Source organism: Variovorax sp. 10N412, assembly GCF_056394985.1.
This window is the reverse complement of sequence record NZ_JBFTIO010000006.1, coordinates 45,960-60,708: the sequence shown is the minus strand read 5'-3', so window position 1 is coordinate 60,708 and position 14,749 is coordinate 45,960. Positions and strand designations below refer to the sequence as shown.

Below are 14,749 nucleotides of genomic sequence, written 5' to 3'. Positions count from 1 at the left end.
AGTGGGCTGTTCAGGGCTGCTGCAGGGAAACGACCATGCTGGCGTTGCCCTTGAGCGCGCCCATCGGCGTGTTGATCACGGTGGCGTCCTGGCTGCGCTGGCCCACCACGCCGGCGATGCTGCGAAAACCGCCCTGCGCCAGGCCGAGCTCGATGCCGTCGCGCTGCGGCTGCGCGGCGTCGTAGCTGTAGCGCGTGACCACCAGCATCGACTGCGGCTGCAGGATCAGCTCGGCGCCGTCGCTGAACTTCAGCTGCGCATAGGCGCGGCTCTCGGTGGTGAGCGTGTCGCCCTGGCGGATCTGCGAATCGACAGCCAGCAGCCGGGTGACGCCTTCGGCGCTGCGCACGACCAGCACGCCCGACAGGTCGGTGACGGTGCCGACGACCTGGGCGTGGGCGGCCGTGGCCATGGCGAGCGAGGCGGCAAAGGCCAGCAGGCCGGCGAGGGGTTGGAGCAATTTCATGGTTCTGTGGCGCCTCAATTGCAATACATCTTCTTGACGGGCTCGGCCTTGCTGTCCCCCTTCGCCGACGGTTCGGCCGAATCAAGCTTGGTGTCGGTTTTCTTGTCGGGGGTGGACGCGGTCTGCGTATTCGGCAGCGACGCGAGGACGACGTTCGTCGCCTGCTGCACCGGCTTGACCGGCTCCGACGCCGTGGGCGGCGACAGCGCAATGCATTGCGCCAGGCTGGGCGCGACGGTGCAGATGTCGGCAGAAGCCGCAGTCGCCACGGTCGCGACAACGGGGCACCCCGCCATCGACGGACTTACCGCGCAGATGGCGGCGCTCGGCAGCCTTGCCGAGCAACCGGCGAGCGCCCGGTTCGCCACGCACTGCGCCAACGTGGGCAGCACCGCCGAGCAGCCGGGCAGCTCGGCGTTCGAGGTGCACGCGGCCACCGACGGCGTGGTGGCGGACACCACGCGCGCCACGGTGCTGTCGCCCGTGGGATAGCCGAGGGCCAAGGTGGCCGTGCCGCTGTCCGACGCCAGGGCCGGGGCATTGACCTGGGCGAAGGTGCCGGCATCGCCCGGACGGCGCGCCACGATGAAGTTGGCCGCCGCGCCGTCGGCAGGCAGGAAGCCGCCGAGCGCGCCCAGGTTCAGGGTGCCGCCCAGCGTGGCCGAGCCGTCGATGTCCAGCAGGTCGGCGCCGCCGCTGCCCAGCCGGATGTTCAGCACCCCGTTGGCACCCTGCACGTAGTTGCCCCGAATGGCGAGCGTGCCCAGCGCGCCCGCGGTGCCGGGCGATACGGTGCCGTTGTTGAACAGCGTGGCGTCGCCGCCCAGCGCGATGGCGCCGGTGCCCGAGATGCTGCCGTTGTTGTAGAGGTGGGTGCCGCCGCTGCCCAGCGTGGTGCCTGGCAGCAGCACGATGGCGCCGTTGTTCGGGTTGTCCTGGCCCTGGCGCGCATCGAGCTCGCCCTCTTCGATGCGCAGCGTGCCGCCGGCGAGGTTGCTCAGTGGCGCCGAGGTGCTGCCCACGCCGCTCTTCACCACGGTGCCGCTGTTCAGCAGGCGGCCGTTGGCGGGGTTGCCGAAGATCGGGCCCGAGTCCGAGCCGTCGCTCACCAGTTTGACGGTGGCACCGGCGTCGTTGGTGACCACGCTGGCGGCCACCAGCCGCAGCTGCGAGCCGGGCGCCACGCTCAGCGTGCCGCCCGTGCGGTTGTTGAAGGCGCTGCTGTCGCGAAACTCGAGCATGCCGGGGCCGATGTCGCCGCGCGCGGCCCCCACGGTGCCCACGTTCACGCTGCCCAGGTTGTTCCAGGTGGTTGCGCCGGCCAGCACCCAGTTGGCGTTGTTGGTGATGTTCACCACGTTGCGCGTGGTGAACTGGTGGCCGTTGCCGTACAGGAAGGTGAGCGGACCGCCCGACAGCGCCGGCGCCGACGCGCCGATGTCCACGTCGCCCAGCAGGTTGACCGCGCCCTGCCACGTGATGGCGCCGGCGCCCGAGAACACGACGCCGCTGTTCAGCGTGAGTCCGTCGAGCGTGGCGTGCGCGCCGGCCGCCACCTGCACGTTGCCGCCTTGCGTGGTCTGCTGCAGCAGCAGCTCGCCCGCGTCCACGCGGATGGTGCCCGTCGAGCCGTTCGTGATGTTGAAGTAGTTCTGCGCGGTGCCGCTGCTCTTCACGATGGTGCCGTTGTTGACGACGGTGCTGGCCGCCGTCGAGCCCACGAGCACGTTGGCGAAGGTGCCCGAGGTGGTGACGCTGCCGTTGTTCTCGAAGCGGTTGCCCGCCTGGTAGACCACGATGGCGCCGTCGCCTCGCACGTCGACGCTGCCGTTGTTCACCCAGACGGCGCCGCCTTGCAGGTACACCTGGCTGTCGACGACGTTGCCCGTGCCCTGCGTGGTCAGCACGCTGGCGTTGCTGCCGGAGACCGAGAGGCCGTGCATCACCAGCGGGCCGTTGCCGCTGCCGAAGGTGAGCGAGGTGCCCAGGGTGACGTCGTCGGCCCATTCCACGGTGCCGGCGCCGGTGAAGGCGGTGCCCGCGTTGAAGCTGTGGTTGCCCGAGAACGAGGCGCTCGACCCTGTCGCCACGTTGAACGTGCCGCTGTGCGTGCCGCTGTGGTCGAACAGCGCGGTGCCGCCGCCCACCGACACGGTGCCCGCATTGTTCAGCACGCCCGACAGCGCCGAGCCGGCACGGCCGATCGCCAGCGTGGCGCCCTGTGCCACGTTCACTGTGGCGGCGTTGATGGCCGAGCCCGGTGCGTTCAGCGAGGTCGTGCCGCTGGCAATGTCGAGGGTGCCGTTGCCGCTCTGCCCGGTGCGCTCCGAGACGCTCAGCACGCCGCCGTGCAGGTCGAGGTTGGCATCGAGCTTCACCGCATGGTTGGTGCCGGCGTCGTTGGCCTGGTTGCTGTTGAGGTTGAGCGTGAGCGCGCTCGCGGCGCTGGTGATCGGCGCGTTGATGACGATGTTGTTGCTCGCGTTCAGCGTGAGCGCCGAATCCACCGCGCCGGTCTTGGCGATGGCCGCGTTGACGGTGATGTCGCCGGCATCGGGCGTGGCGCTGCCGGTCGTGATGCTCACGTTGGTGCCCGCGTCGAGCTGCGCCGTGATGAGGTCGGCGCCGATGCGCGCGCCGGTCTCGCTCGAGGTGATGGCGTTGCCGCCGGTCGTGCCGCTCGTGCCGCCGCCGGCCACGATCTCGATGCTCACCGGGTCGATGTGCCACTCGCCGCCGCGGCCCACCACCGGCGCATTGACCACGTCGAGCGAACGCTGCCCCGAGGTGTCGACGTAGCCGCCGCGTCCCGCGCTGCCCGTGGCCGACACGCGCCCGTCGATGGCTGCCGCGCCCTCGGCATACAGCACGACGTTGCCGCCGGTGGTGCCGTTGGCGCTGATGTCGGAAGCCGCCGTGGTCTTCAGGTCGCCCGAGGCGCGCAGGAACACGCGCCCGCCTTCGCGCACCACGCTGTCGGCGTTGATGCTGCCGCTGTTGCTCACCAGGCCCGCCGCGAGGCCGATGCGCCCCGCCTCGGCCGCGATGCGCCCGAGGTTCTTCACTTCGCCCGCCGTGCCGGTGACGGCCACCGACACGCCCGGCGTGCCGGTGTCCACAAGCTGCACGCTCTGCCCCGCCGCCAGCAGCACCTCGCCGTTCGGGGCGTTCAGCGTGCCGGTGTTGGTGACGCTCGGCGCCACCAGGTAGATGCTGCCGCCGCTGGCGGCGGTGATGGTGCCGGCATTGCGCACTTCGCCTGCGGTGGCGCCGGTGCCGGCCTTGAAGGTCAGGCGGCCGGCAAGGAAGTCGCTGTCGCTCACGTTGAGCGTGCTCGCGATGAAGCTGCCCACGTCGATGCGCGCCCCTGCGCCCACCATGATGCCGGCCGGGTTGATGAGCCACAGCGCGCCGTTGGCCTTGATCTGCCCGTAGATCTGCGACGGATCTCCGCCGGTCGTGCGCGCCAGCAGCGCCGACGTGCTGCCGGGCTGGCGGATGTCGACCAGCGCGCCCGCGCCCACATTGAAGGTGGCGAAGTTGACCAGGGCCTGCGGCGTCGCCTGGTTGATGTTGAGCGCGCTGCCGTTCTGCACGAACGAGACATTACCCGAAGTGACGTTCCAGCCCGTGGGCAGCGCGCCCGGCGCAAGCTGGGCCTGCGCCGGTGTGCCCGCCGCGAGGCACAGGGCCGCGATGGCGAGCGGAAGAAATCGAAGAGCGAGGTGCGAGCGCATGGTTGTGTGTCTGCCGGGTAGATCGTCAGAAAGGTCCGGAGAGGGTCAGAACGCCACCATGGCGCTCAGGTGCGCGCGCCAGTCGCCGCGCTTTTCGGTGAAGGCGTTGCCCGCGTCGTTGACGCGCGCGATGTCCAGCCGCAGGTTGAAGTTGCGTCCCCACGCGTAGCGCGCCCCGACGCCCATGCTCGCCACCGTGACGTGGCTCGGCACCAGCGTGCCCGCGGTGCGTTTGTTGGCGCCGTAGCCCGCGTCGTAGAAGGCCAGCAGGCGCAACTGGCCGGGCACGCCCGCCATGCCGTTCGGGCCGCCGAGTTCGGGCGTGTAGAGCTCGGCATTGGCGATGACGCCGCTGTCCGCCGCCACCGCGCGCTCCTGGAAGCCGCGCACCAGTGACAGCCCCGTGAGGCCGAACTGCTCGCTCGCCACCAGCGGCGTGTTCGCGTACTGCGCGCTGCCGTTCAGGCGCACCTGCCAGTCGTTGGACAGGGCCTTGAACCACGAGGCCGCGCCGTGCAGCACCACGAAGCCGTCGCGCGTGTCGCGGTTGCCGGGCGTGAGGTACGAGTAGCGGTCGATGCGGCCGTCCACGTTCGTGTAGCGCGTGCCGCTCGCGAGGTTGCGCGACACGCCCAGGCTGTAGCCCAGCGTCTCGCCCACGCTCTCGCGCTGGCCGACGTAGGTCAGGCTCAGCGGCGCGGTCACGTACGGCACGCAGGCCGAGATGGGCGGCGTCGGCGGCGCGATGCTCACCTCTTGCCCGCCCACGTCGCAGCGCGAGTCGATGCGCTTGCGGTCGATGCCCAGCACCAGCCGCGCGCTGCTTTCGCCGCTGCGGCCCAGGAAGTGATTGAAGCGCAGGCCGTAGATGTCGCCCTTGCCGGTGAAGCCCAGCACGCCGCCCAGCGTGGGCGAGCTCGCGGGCGAGTTGGCGCTGGACTTGCCGTAGACGAAGTCGATGCTGTCGCCCAGGGCATAGAGCGGAATGCGATAGCCGAGCGAGTACAGCTCCAGCCGCATGCCCGAGGGGCTGTCGGGCGAGGTCGTGTACGCCAGCGTGCCGACCTGGTCGCGGCCGAACAGGTTGGCGTGCTGCAGCGCCACGCCGGTGCGCCAGCGGCCGCTGGCGGGCGTACCGGTGTTGTCGAGCGTGGCGATCACGCGCAGCGGGTCGTTGTCGGTCACCGTCACTTTCGCGTCGAGGGTGCGGGGCACGACCCCGTCGCCGAGCGACACGCCGACCTGCTTGGCCGGGTTGTCGTTGGCGAGTTGCACCGCGCCGGAAATGGCGCGCAGGTCGGGCACCCGGCCCGGCTGCAGCGCGGGCAGGCTGGCGCGGATGTTCTCGGCGCTGAAATGCGTGTTGCCGGTGACGGTGACCGTGCCGATCGCGGCCTGCGTCACCTTCAGCGTGACGATGCCCCCCGTGAGCTCCTGCTCGGGCACCGAGACCTTCACCGTGGTATAGCCGGCCTGGGCATAGGCCTGCTGCAGCGCATCGACCGCGCGCTGGATGTCGCCGTAGGCACGGCCGGTGCCGGCGATGCCGCCGACCAGGCGCTGCACCTCGGCGGGGCCGAGCAGCGTGTCGCCCTCCACCTGGAAGCGCGCGATGTCGAAGCGCTCGCCCTGCGCGTGGGCGGCCGGCCCGCCCAGAACGGCCATGGCCACCGCGGCGGCCACGCCGCATCGAACCCACTGTCTCATCAAGCTTCGGCTCATTTCTTCTTCCAGGGAACACCGGGGCTGGACAAATGAGGCGCGAGGCTGCGATGTCCAGAATCGCTACCAATAGTAATCAGGCGTAAACGAAAGTCTGAATTGCTGGCGAAAGCGGGGCGCAGAATACCCTGTTCTGTTTCAAATTGTTGCCAAACGGCAACGTGAGCGTGCGGGCCAGGTGGCGATTCAGTCGGGTGCCGCGTCCAGTTGCAGCACCAGGTCGCGGCTGGCCTGGTTCATGCCCGTGACGTCCACCGCGCTGCCGTGCTTGCGCAGCCGCTCGACCACCTTCTTCAGCGCGGCCACGGCGGTCACGTCCCAGAAGTGCGCCTGCGACACGTCGATGCGCACCGGCGCGCCGTCGATCTCGCGCACGTCGAAGGCCTCTACCAGCATGTCGGACGAGGCGAAGAACACCTGGCCGGTGACGCGGTAGGCGCGCGTGCCGTCCGCCTCCAACGCCGCGTGCACTTTCAGCAGCCGCGCCACCTTGAAGGTGAAGAACACGCCGCTCAGCATCACGCCGACCGCCACGCCCGTCGCCAGGTTGTCGGTGGCCACGGTGACGGCCACCGTCGCGAGCATCACCGCGCTGGACATGCGCGGGTGCCGCACCAGCGTGCGCAGCGACCCCCAGTCGAAGGTCGAGGCCGACACCATCACCATGATCGCCACCAGCGCCGCCACCGGCACCTGCGACACCCAGGGCTTGAGCAGCACCATCAGGATCAGCAGGAACGCGCCCGCGAACAGCGTAGACAACCGGCCACGCCCGCCGTAGCGCACGTTGCTCACGGTCTGGCCGATCATTCCGCAGCCCGCGATGCCGCCGAAGAAGCTGGCCGCCACGTTGGCCACGCCCAGGCCGCTGCACTCGCGGTTCTTCGAGCTGGGGGTGTCTGTGAGTTCGTCGACCACGCTGGCGGTCATCATCGATTCGAGCAGGCCGACCATGGCCATGGCGAAGGCAGGCAGCGCAATGATGCGCAGCGTCTCGAGCGTGAGCGGCACGTCGGGCAGCGCGAAGGCCGGCAGCGCGCCCGGCAGTTGCCCGAGGTCGGCCACCGTCTTCAGCGGCAGGCCCAGCCAGTGGCCCGCCAGCGTCACCACCACGATGCACACCAGCGGCGAGGGCACCGCGGTGGTGAGGCGCGGCAGCAGGTAGATGACGGCGAGGCCCAGCCCCACCATGGCCCAGGTCGCGGCGTTGGCGCCGATGAAGTGCGGCATCTGCGCCGCGAAGATCAATATCGCCAGCGCATTGACGAAGCCGGTGCGCACCGACGACGACACGAAGCGCATCAGCACGCCCAGGCGCAGCAGGCCGAACACGATCTGCATCGCACCCGCGAGCACCCCGGCGGCCAGCAGGTACGGCAGCCCGTGCGCATGCACCAGCGGCGCGGCCACCAGGGCCACCGAGCCGGCCGCGGCCGACACCATGGCCGGCCGCCCGCCCGTGAAGGCAATGACGATGCCGATGACGAAGGAGGCGAACAGCCCGACCGCCGGATCGACGCCGGCCACGAAAGAGAAGGCGATGACTTCGGGAATGAGCGCGAAGGTGGCGACGGCGCCGGCCATCAGCTCGCGGGGAATGCTGGGGCACCACTCGGTGCGCGGGCGACTGTGGAGGGAGGACATGAACAAAGGGAAAACACCCCGCATGCCGCACGCTGGAGCTTCAGCAGGTGCATGGGGGTGCGGGACGGGTGCATGGCAAGGGCCGGCGGGCGGCCCGGGGTGTCGCGGCGACGAAGCCGCCGCGTGTCACTGCACCGTCGTCAAGGAGGCGTCGGCCGCGAGCAGCCGGACTGCCGGCGGCGAATGGGAAAGCGGGGCATCCTCGAGCACATGGGGCGCGATTGTAGGGAGCGGCCTTTCCGGCGGTCTCTTTCGCCGCCCGCCGGCCTCACACCGAGCGCGTGATCCCGCCGTCCACGCGCAGGTTCTGCCCGGTGATGTAGCCCCCGCCCTCCGACGCCAGGAAGCCGATGACGGCCGCGATCTCGCTGCTCTTGCCATAGCGCCCCATGGGAATGCGCGCGCGGAACTCGGCCTTCTCGGGCAGGCTGTCGATGAAGCCCGGCAGCACGTTGTTCATGCGCACGTTGTGCGCGGCGTACTTGTCGGCGAACAACTTGGTGAACGCCGCCAGGCCCGCGCGGAACACGCCCGAGGTCGGGAACACCGGGTCGGGCTCGAACGCCGCGAAGGTCGAGATGTTGATGATGGTGCCGCCGCCCTGCTTCACCATCAGCGGCGCCACGAGCCGCGCGGGGCGCACGGCGCTCAGCAGGTAGACGTCCATGCCGCGGTGCCAGTCTTCGTCGGTGATGTCCAGGATGGGCGCGCGCGGGCCGTGGCCGGCGCTGTTGACCAGCACGTCGACGCGGCCCCATTCGTCGACCACGCGGTCCACGAGGCGCTTCAGGTCGTCGTTCGACTGGTTGGAGCCGGTCACGCCGATGCCGCCCAGCTCGGCCGCGAGCGCCTCGCCCTTGCCGGACGACGAAAGAATGGCCACGCGAAAGCCGTCGTCCGCGAGCTTGCGCGCCGCGGCGGCGCCCATGCCGCTGCCGCCGGCGGTGACGATGGCTACTTTTTTCTGTGCTTCAGAAGACATGCAGGGTTCCTTGGTTCATGCGAGAACCGCATTGGGCCAAGGAATGGGCAAGCGTGCCAGCCCGGGGCTCTTTGCCTACTCGCCGATTTCCCAGCGCGGCTTGACGGCGAACGGCTCCGCGCCCTGCAGTTGAAAGCGCGCCAGTTCCTCTTCGCGCTGCGCTTGCGAGATCAGCGAGGGCACCTGCTCGGGCTGGGCACGCGGCCCTGCCTTGAAGGGCCGCGACTCGACCGGCCGGCGGCTCAGGGCCTGCAACCATGCGGCCGTCTGTGCGTCCATGAACGCTGCGACCGACGCCACGTCGTCGATGACGCGCGCCGCCATTTCCTCTTCCGACAGATCGTCGTCCTCGAGGTGGCTCAGGTCCGCGAAGCTCTCCAGGAACTTCGCGCAGACGAAGTCCGTGAACGAGCCGTGGTCCGTGCGGCTTCCTCGGCGTCATGCCACACGAAGGCCACGCCGACCGCTTCCCCCGCGTCACCCGACAGCGGCACCAGGCAGTACGCATCGCCCCCACCCGATTGCGCGAAGGGCAGGAAGCGCCGGCCGCCCTGCCACTTCGCGTCCAGCCACTCGTCGAGAACGCTGGCAGCCTCTGCGGCGCTCAGCCACTCGAAGTCATACGTGCTGCCCAGCGCCTGCGGTGCGTTGGCAATGAGCTGACGCAGCAACGCCGGCAACGCGATGCCGGTGCGCACCGACAGGTCGTCGAACGTCATCGCGCTCAGGCCGGCGGCAGGGTCGCGCGCATCGACGGGCGCTGGTTGAAGGCATCGAACCACTTCGCGCTGTTCGGCGCATCGGCGCGCCAGTCGACCGTGGGAAAGCGGAAGTCCATGTAGCCCAGCGCGCAGGCGAAGGCGATGGTGCCGATGTCGACGCGCTCGCCGAACGACGGCACGGCCGTTTCGAGCCATTCCAGGCCGGTGCGCACCTTGGCGAGCTGGCCGTCGGTCCAGTCGGCCCAGCGCAGTGCCTCGGGGCGCAGCACGTTCTCGTAGCGCGCGAGCAGGGCTGCGGCGGTCATGCCGTCGGCCAGCGCCAGCTCGGTCAGGCGCGCCCAGCGGTCCGCGCCTTCGGCCGGGAACAGGTGGCCCGACTGCGTGGCGTTCAGGTACTCGCAGATCACGCGGCTGTCGAACAGCACCTGGCCGTCGTCGGTGATGAAGGTCGGGACCTGGCCCAGCGGGTTCTTCGGAATGATGGTGGCGTCGCGCACCACCGGGCCGGCGGCGCTGGGCAGCTTCTCGATGCGATCGGCCATGCCGAGCTCGTGGGCCACGACCATGCATTTGCGCACGAAGGGGGAAGCGGGGGAGAAGAAGATTTGCATGATGAAGTGATGTCTTTCAGGCGCGATGTCGGGCGCAATGCAGGTCGGGTCTCAGGCGTGTTCCGTGGCGCCCCTGGCACCGTGCGCCAGGTGCATCCCGGCGACCCAGCCGAAGGTTAGCGCAGGGCCGAGCGTGATGCCCGGCGCAGGATACTCGCCGCCCATGACCGAGTGCATGTCGTTGCCGGCCACGTACAGGCCGGCGATGGGCGTGCCCTGCGCATCGAGCGCGCGGGCATTGGTGTCGGTGCGAATGCCGAGCGCCGTGCCGATGTCGCCGGGGTAGACCTTCACGCCGTAGAACGGCCCCTGCTGCACCGGCGCGAGGCAGGCGTTGGGCTGGTGGTCGGGGTCGCCGAGGTAGCGGTTGTAGGCGTTGCCGCCCTTGTCGAATGCGGGGTCCTGCCCCTGCGCGGCGAGCGGGTTGTAGCGTGCGACCGTGCGCGCCAGGCCGGCCGGGTCCACCCCCGCCTGCTTCGCCAGGTCTTCCAGCGTGCCGGCGCGGTACAGGTAGCCGGCCCGCACCAGGTGCTCGCGCGGGCGGCCGCCCGGCAGCGCAAGGCCCAGGCCCCACTTCTCCATGAAGGCGCTGTCGCACACCAGCAGCGCGGGCACGGCCATGGCCTTGTCGTTCGCGCGGTACATGCCGCGCACGAACTCGTGGTACGAGGTCGACTCGTTGACGAAGCGTTCGCCCCGCACATCGACCGCAATCAGCCCGGGCTTGGCGCGGTCCCACACCAGGTGCGGATAGCGCAGCACGCTGCCGTCGGGCCGCGTGAGCATCGACACCGGCGCCCACAGCGCGGGCCCGGTGTGGCCCGTGCCGAGCACGCCGCCCGCCTGCCGCGCCATCGCGATGCCTTCGCCGGCATTGTCTTGCGGCGACATCGAGTACGGCCCGGTCGGCGCGGGATAGTGCTGGCCGCGCATGGCCGCGTTCCACGGAAAACCGCCGGTGGCGATGACCACGCCGCGCCGCGCGCGCACCGTGATCTCCTTGCCGTCGCGCCGCAGGTGCACGCCAGTGACCGCACCGCTCGCATCCTTCTCCAGGCCGAGCGCCGGCGTGTCGAGCCAGAACGGAATGTTCTTTTGCAGCACGCTGTGAAAGAGCCGCGCCGCCAGCGCATTGCCCAGCAGCAGACGCGTACCGCGGTGGTGGCCGCGCAGCCGGTCGCCGGCGTAGCGCAGCACCATCTTCACGCCGTGCTTCCACGAGGCGAACGAGCGCCACACGCCGAGCAGGTGCTTCACGTCGGTCATGTTCACCATCATCCCGCCGAGCACGCAGAACTCGGGCAGCGGGTCGCGCAGCGTCTTGAAGTGCGCGCCGAGCAACCGGCCGTCGAACTCGATCGGGTCGAGCGAGCGGCCGCCCATCGCGGCGCCTTCGCGGTCGGGGTAGTAGTCGGGCGAGTAGGTGCGCGCGGCGAGCTTCACCTCCGTGCGTTCGCGCAGGTAGCGCAGCGCGAGCGGGCCCGCGTCGAGGAAGGCGTGGCGCAGCTCCTCGTCGCCGGCCGCGCCCACGGTGTTCTGCAGGTAGGTCCAGGCCTTGCCGCGCGTGTCGGGGTGGCCGGCGGCCTCGGCCTGGTCGTTGAGCGGTATCCACACGGCGCCGCCCGAGATGGCGGTGGAGCCGCCGACGCGGCCGGTCTTCTCGACGACCAGCACGTCCAGCCCTTCGAGCTTTGCGGTGAGCGCGGCGCTGAGCCCGCCCGCGCCGCTGCCGATGACGACGACGTCGTACGACGTTTTTTCCGGTGAATTCGCCATCACGATCCCGAGCCTCCGAGCGACTTGCCGCCGTCGACGAACAGCACCTGCCCGGTGACGAAGCAGGTCGCGGGCGAGGCGAAGAACACCACGGCGTTGGCGATGTCTTCCGGCGTGCCGGCCGCGCCCGTGGGCTGCAGCGCCAGCTGCGCGGCGAGCCGCTCGGGCGACAGCGCGCGAAGCAGCGGCGTGTCGATGAGCCCCGGCGCGATGGCGTTGACCATGATGCCGCGCGCCGCCAGTTCCATCGCGCTGGCGCGCGTGTAGCCCACCAGCGCGGCCTTCGAGGCCACGTAGTGCGCGTGGTTCCTCGCGCCCAGGTACGCCCGCGACGCGATGTTGACGATGCGCGCACCGTGGGTCATCTTCCGCGCGGCCTCCTGCGTGAGCGTGGCCACGGCCAGCAGGTTCACTTCGTACATGCGGCGGAAGTCGGCCGAGGTCACGTCCAGGAAGGCGCGCTCGTCGAAGATGCCCGCGTTGTTGACCAGCGCGGTGAGCGGCGGCAGTTGCTGCACCATCGCGCGCACGGCCGCCTCGTCGGTGAGGTCGATGGCGCGGCACGCCACGTCGAGGCCGGCGGCGCGCAGCGCCTGCGTCTCGCGTTCGGCGAGTTCGCCGTTGTAGTCGGCCATCACCACGCGCCAGCCGTCGCGCGCCATGCGCTCGACGATGGCACGGCCCATGCCGCTGGCGCCGCCAGTGACCAGGACCAGGCGTTTGTCTTCACTGCTGTTGTTCATTTGTTGTTCCAGAGTGTGGGGGTCTTCAGACCGCCAGGTAGCCGCCATCGACCGGCAGCACCACGCCATTGACGTAGCTCGCCATCGAGGAGGCAAGAAAGACGACCGGCCCGGCAATCTCGTCGGCCTCGCCATGGCGCTTGATGGGCACGCGGCTCATGTACCAGTCGGTGCCGTGCTCGGTCTCGCGCTGGCCGGCCGTCATGTCGGTGACCATGAGGCCCGGCGCCACCGCGTTCACGCGCACGCCATGCGGGGCGAGGTCGCGCGCCAGCACCTGCGTGAGCGATCGCACGCCGCCCTTGGCCACCACGTAGCCGGCCGACGAGATGCCCGCGCCGAAGGCCACGATGGACGACAGGTTGACGATGTTGCCGTGCGTGCGCTTGAGCGCGGGCACGAAAGACTGCGTCACGTTGAACACGCCCTGCAGATTGACCGACATCACGCGGTCCCAGGCCTCGCGCGCGCCGGGCTCGTCGAACTTCGAGCGCGCGGAAATGCCGGCGTTGTTCACCAGGACGTCGATGTCGCCGTGCGACGCCGCCACGCGCGCGGCGAGCGCATCGACCGCCGCCGCGTCGCTCACGTCGACGCTCTCGGCGTCGGCGCGGCCGCCGCCTTCGCGGATCGATGCGGCCACCTGCTGCGCCACGTCGAGGTCGCGGTCCACCACCAGCACGTGCGCGCCTTCGGCCGCCATGCGGCGCGCAATGGCCTCGCCCAGCCCGCGCGCGGCGCCGGTGACGAGCGAGAGTTTGTCTTCGAGAAGCATGAACTTTCCTTCGCAGGGGTCGGCGTCAGACGCCGAGGTAGGCGCGGCGCACCGCTTCGTCATTGGCAAGCTGCGCGGCGGGACCATGCAGCGAGATCTCGCCGTTCTCCAGGATGTAGCCGTAGCTGGCCACCGCCAGCGCGAGCTGCACGTTCTGCTCGACCAGCAGGATGGTGAGCTTCTGCTCGCGGTGCAGCCGCTCGATGATCTCGAACATCTGCTCCACCAGCAGCGGCGACAGTCCCATCGACGGTTCGTCGAACAGCATCACGCGCGGGCGCGCCATCACCGCGCGGCCGATGGCCAGCATCTGCTGTTCGCCGCCCGAGAGCGTGGCGGCCATCTGGTGCTGGCGCTCCTTCAGGCGCGGGAACATGGCGTACACCGCCTCGAGGTCGTTGCGGATGCCCGCGCGGTCGCGCCGCAGGTAGGCGCCCAGGTCGAGGTTCTCGCGCACGCTCATGTCGCGAAACACCTGGCGGCCTTCGGGCACCTGCACGATGCCGCGCGCAACGAGCGCGTCGGAGCCGAGCCGGTCGATGCGTTCGCCGTCCAGCCGCACCTCGCCCTCGGTGCAGTCCACCAGGTTGGAGATGCAGTTCAGCGTGGTGGTCTTGCCCGCGCCGTTGCTGCCGAGCAGCGCGACGATCTCGCCCTCGGGCACGTCCACCGACACGTTGCACAGCGCCTGGATGCGGCCGTACGCGGCCGAGATGGCGCGCAAGGACAACAGTGCTTCAGCCATGCGCGGCCTCCTTTGCTTTTCCCTTGCCGAGGTAGGCCTCGATGACGCGCGCATTGCTGCCGATTTCCGCGGGCGTGCCCTCGGCGATCTTCTCGCCGAAGGCCATCACGGTGATGCGGTCGGAGATGGACATCACCAGCTGCATCACGTGCTCCACCAGCAGCACGGTGATGCCGTCGCGTGCCACCAGCTCCTTGAGCAGCCGGTCGAGGCTTTCGATCTCGCGGTTGCGCAGGCCTGCGGCCGGCTCGTCGAGCAGCAGCAGCTTTGGCTTGATGGCCAGCGCGCGCGCCAGCTCCAGCAGCTTCTGGCGGCCGAAGTCGAGGTCGCGCGCCGGCTGGTGGCGCTCGCCGGCCAGGCCCACGCGCTCCAGCAGGTGCATGGCGAAGTCCTCGGTCTCGCGGTCGGGGCGGCGCAGCAGGCGGCCGAGCGTGTTCGCGCCGCGGGCGTGCGTGCCGAGCAGCACGTTCTCCAGCACCGAGAGTTCGGCGAACAGTTCGAGGTTCTGGAAGGTGCGCGCGATGCCCAGCGAGGCCATGCGGTGCGGCGACACGCGCGTGAGCTCGCGGCCCTCGAAGCTCACGCTGCCGCTGCTCGGCGTGTAGAAGCGCGAGATGCAGTTGAAGGTGGTCGACTTGCCCGCGCCGTTCGGCCCGATGAGCGCGTGGATGCGGCCCTGTTCCACCTGGAACGAGAGGCCGTTCACCGCCTTCAGGCCGCCGAACACCACGCTGATGTCGCGCACGTCGAGAAATGCTGTCGTGTTCATTGAATAACCTCCGCGCTGCGCGCTACGGTGCGAGCTTGCTCGGGGCGGCCCAGCGCG

Annotated in this window: 13 protein-coding genes; all 13 read right to left on the bottom strand. The window is 70.1% G+C overall.

Translation table 11 applies throughout. The annotated features are described in order from the left end of the window. Positions 1-10: 10 nt before the first annotated feature. The 13 genes from AC1DJH_RS16230 to AC1DJH_RS16170 all read right to left on the bottom strand — a co-directional run bounded on the left by AC1DJH_RS16230 (position 11) and on the right by AC1DJH_RS16170 (position 14,692). A complete protein-coding gene (locus AC1DJH_RS16230; RefSeq protein WP_472113695.1) occupies positions 11-466 on the bottom strand; it encodes a FecR family protein in 456 nt (151 codons plus the stop codon). A gap of 14 nt (positions 467-480) precedes the next feature. Continuing rightward, a complete protein-coding gene (locus tag AC1DJH_RS16225) occupies positions 481-4,203 on the bottom strand; it encodes a beta strand repeat-containing protein (protein WP_478186350.1) in 3,723 nt (1,240 codons plus the stop codon). A gap of 45 nt (positions 4,204-4,248) precedes the next feature. Then, positions 4,249-5,910, bottom strand: a complete 1,662-nt coding sequence (locus AC1DJH_RS16220) for a ShlB/FhaC/HecB family hemolysin secretion/activation protein (protein ID WP_478186349.1) — start codon at positions 5,908-5,910, stop codon at positions 4,249-4,251. A gap of 201 nt (positions 5,911-6,111) precedes the next feature. After that, the gene (locus AC1DJH_RS16215) at positions 6,112-7,569 is read right to left on the bottom strand and encodes a SulP family inorganic anion transporter (protein ID WP_478186348.1); all 1,458 of its coding nucleotides are present in this window, start codon (positions 7,567-7,569) and stop codon (positions 6,112-6,114) included. A gap of 268 nt (positions 7,570-7,837) precedes the next feature. Beyond that, positions 7,838-8,551: an SDR family oxidoreductase gene (locus AC1DJH_RS16210; RefSeq protein ID WP_435438909.1), complete on the bottom strand. Its 714-nt coding sequence runs from the start codon at positions 8,549-8,551 to the stop codon at positions 7,838-7,840. 75 nt (positions 8,552-8,626) lie between these two features. Next, positions 8,627-8,875 carry a hypothetical protein gene (locus AC1DJH_RS16205; protein WP_478186347.1) on the bottom strand — a complete coding sequence of 83 codons (249 nt, stop codon included), beginning with the start codon at positions 8,873-8,875 and terminating at the stop codon, positions 8,627-8,629. A gap of 35 nt (positions 8,876-8,910) precedes the next feature. Continuing rightward, positions 8,911-9,270 carry an SMI1/KNR4 family protein gene (locus tag AC1DJH_RS16200; RefSeq protein ID WP_478186346.1) on the bottom strand — a complete coding sequence of 120 codons (360 nt, stop codon included), beginning with the start codon at positions 9,268-9,270 and terminating at the stop codon, positions 8,911-8,913. A 5-nt stretch (positions 9,271-9,275) separates the two neighbouring features. Beyond that, positions 9,276-9,884: a glutathione S-transferase gene (locus AC1DJH_RS16195; protein WP_478186345.1), complete on the bottom strand. Its 609-nt coding sequence runs from the start codon at positions 9,882-9,884 to the stop codon at positions 9,276-9,278. Positions 9,885-9,935: 51 nt separating this feature from the next. Then, a complete protein-coding gene (locus tag AC1DJH_RS16190; RefSeq protein ID WP_478186344.1) occupies positions 9,936-11,660 on the bottom strand; it encodes an FAD-dependent oxidoreductase in 1,725 nt (574 codons plus the stop codon). Then, positions 11,660-12,403 carry an SDR family NAD(P)-dependent oxidoreductase gene (locus AC1DJH_RS16185; protein ID WP_478186343.1) on the bottom strand — a complete coding sequence of 248 codons (744 nt, stop codon included), beginning with the start codon at positions 12,401-12,403 and terminating at the stop codon, positions 11,660-11,662. Before AC1DJH_RS16185 ends, AC1DJH_RS16190 begins: the two co-directional genes overlap by 1 nt. Positions 12,404-12,428: 25 nt before the next feature. Beyond that, positions 12,429-13,178 (bottom strand): SDR family NAD(P)-dependent oxidoreductase, encoded by a 750-nt coding sequence (locus tag AC1DJH_RS16180; protein ID WP_478186342.1) that lies wholly within the window; start codon positions 13,176-13,178, stop codon positions 12,429-12,431. Positions 13,179-13,203: 25 nt separating this feature from the next. After that, complete coding sequence (locus tag AC1DJH_RS16175) at positions 13,204-13,923, bottom strand: ABC transporter ATP-binding protein (protein ID WP_478186341.1); 720 nt, start codon at positions 13,921-13,923, stop codon at positions 13,204-13,206. Next, a complete protein-coding gene (locus tag AC1DJH_RS16170) occupies positions 13,916-14,692 on the bottom strand; it encodes an ABC transporter ATP-binding protein (RefSeq protein WP_478186340.1) in 777 nt (258 codons plus the stop codon). The genes AC1DJH_RS16175 and AC1DJH_RS16170 overlap by 8 nt, the downstream gene beginning before the upstream one ends. Between the last annotated feature and the right edge of the window lie 57 nt (positions 14,693-14,749).

What these genes read in the sequence shown, in the direction of transcription:
- AC1DJH_RS16195 (WP_478186345.1), bottom strand. Translation starts at nt 9,884, where the DNA reads ATGCAAATCTTCTTCTCCCCCGCTTCCCCCTTCGTGCGCAAATGCATG.
- AC1DJH_RS16175 (WP_478186341.1), bottom strand. Translation starts at nt 13,923, where the DNA reads ATGGCTGAAGCACTGTTGTCCTTGCGCGCCATCTCGGCCGCGTACGGC.
- AC1DJH_RS16210 (WP_435438909.1), bottom strand. Translation starts at nt 8,551, where the DNA reads ATGTCTTCTGAAGCACAGAAAAAAGTAGCCATCGTCACCGCCGGCGGC.
- AC1DJH_RS16230 (WP_472113695.1), bottom strand. Translation starts at nt 466, where the DNA reads ATGAAATTGCTCCAACCCCTCGCCGGCCTGCTGGCCTTTGCCGCCTCG.
- AC1DJH_RS16200 (WP_478186346.1), bottom strand. Translation starts at nt 9,270, where the DNA reads ATGACGTTCGACGACCTGTCGGTGCGCACCGGCATCGCGTTGCCGGCG.
- AC1DJH_RS16180 (WP_478186342.1), bottom strand. Translation starts at nt 13,178, where the DNA reads ATGCTTCTCGAAGACAAACTCTCGCTCGTCACCGGCGCCGCGCGCGGG.
- AC1DJH_RS16220 (WP_478186349.1), bottom strand. Translation starts at nt 5,910, where the DNA reads ATGAGACAGTGGGTTCGATGCGGCGTGGCCGCCGCGGTGGCCATGGCC.
- AC1DJH_RS16185 (WP_478186343.1), bottom strand. Translation starts at nt 12,403, where the DNA reads ATGAACAACAGCAGTGAAGACAAACGCCTGGTCCTGGTCACTGGCGGC.
- AC1DJH_RS16170 (WP_478186340.1), bottom strand. Translation starts at nt 14,692, where the DNA reads ATGAACACGACAGCATTTCTCGACGTGCGCGACATCAGCGTGGTGTTC.
- AC1DJH_RS16225 (WP_478186350.1), bottom strand. Translation starts at nt 4,203, where the DNA reads ATGCGCTCGCACCTCGCTCTTCGATTTCTTCCGCTCGCCATCGCGGCC.
- AC1DJH_RS16205 (WP_478186347.1), bottom strand. Translation starts at nt 8,875, where the DNA reads ATGGCGGCGCGCGTCATCGACGACGTGGCGTCGGTCGCAGCGTTCATG.
- AC1DJH_RS16190 (WP_478186344.1), bottom strand. Translation starts at nt 11,660, where the DNA reads ATGGCGAATTCACCGGAAAAAACGTCGTACGACGTCGTCGTCATCGGC.
- AC1DJH_RS16215 (WP_478186348.1), bottom strand. Translation starts at nt 7,569, where the DNA reads ATGTCCTCCCTCCACAGTCGCCCGCGCACCGAGTGGTGCCCCAGCATT.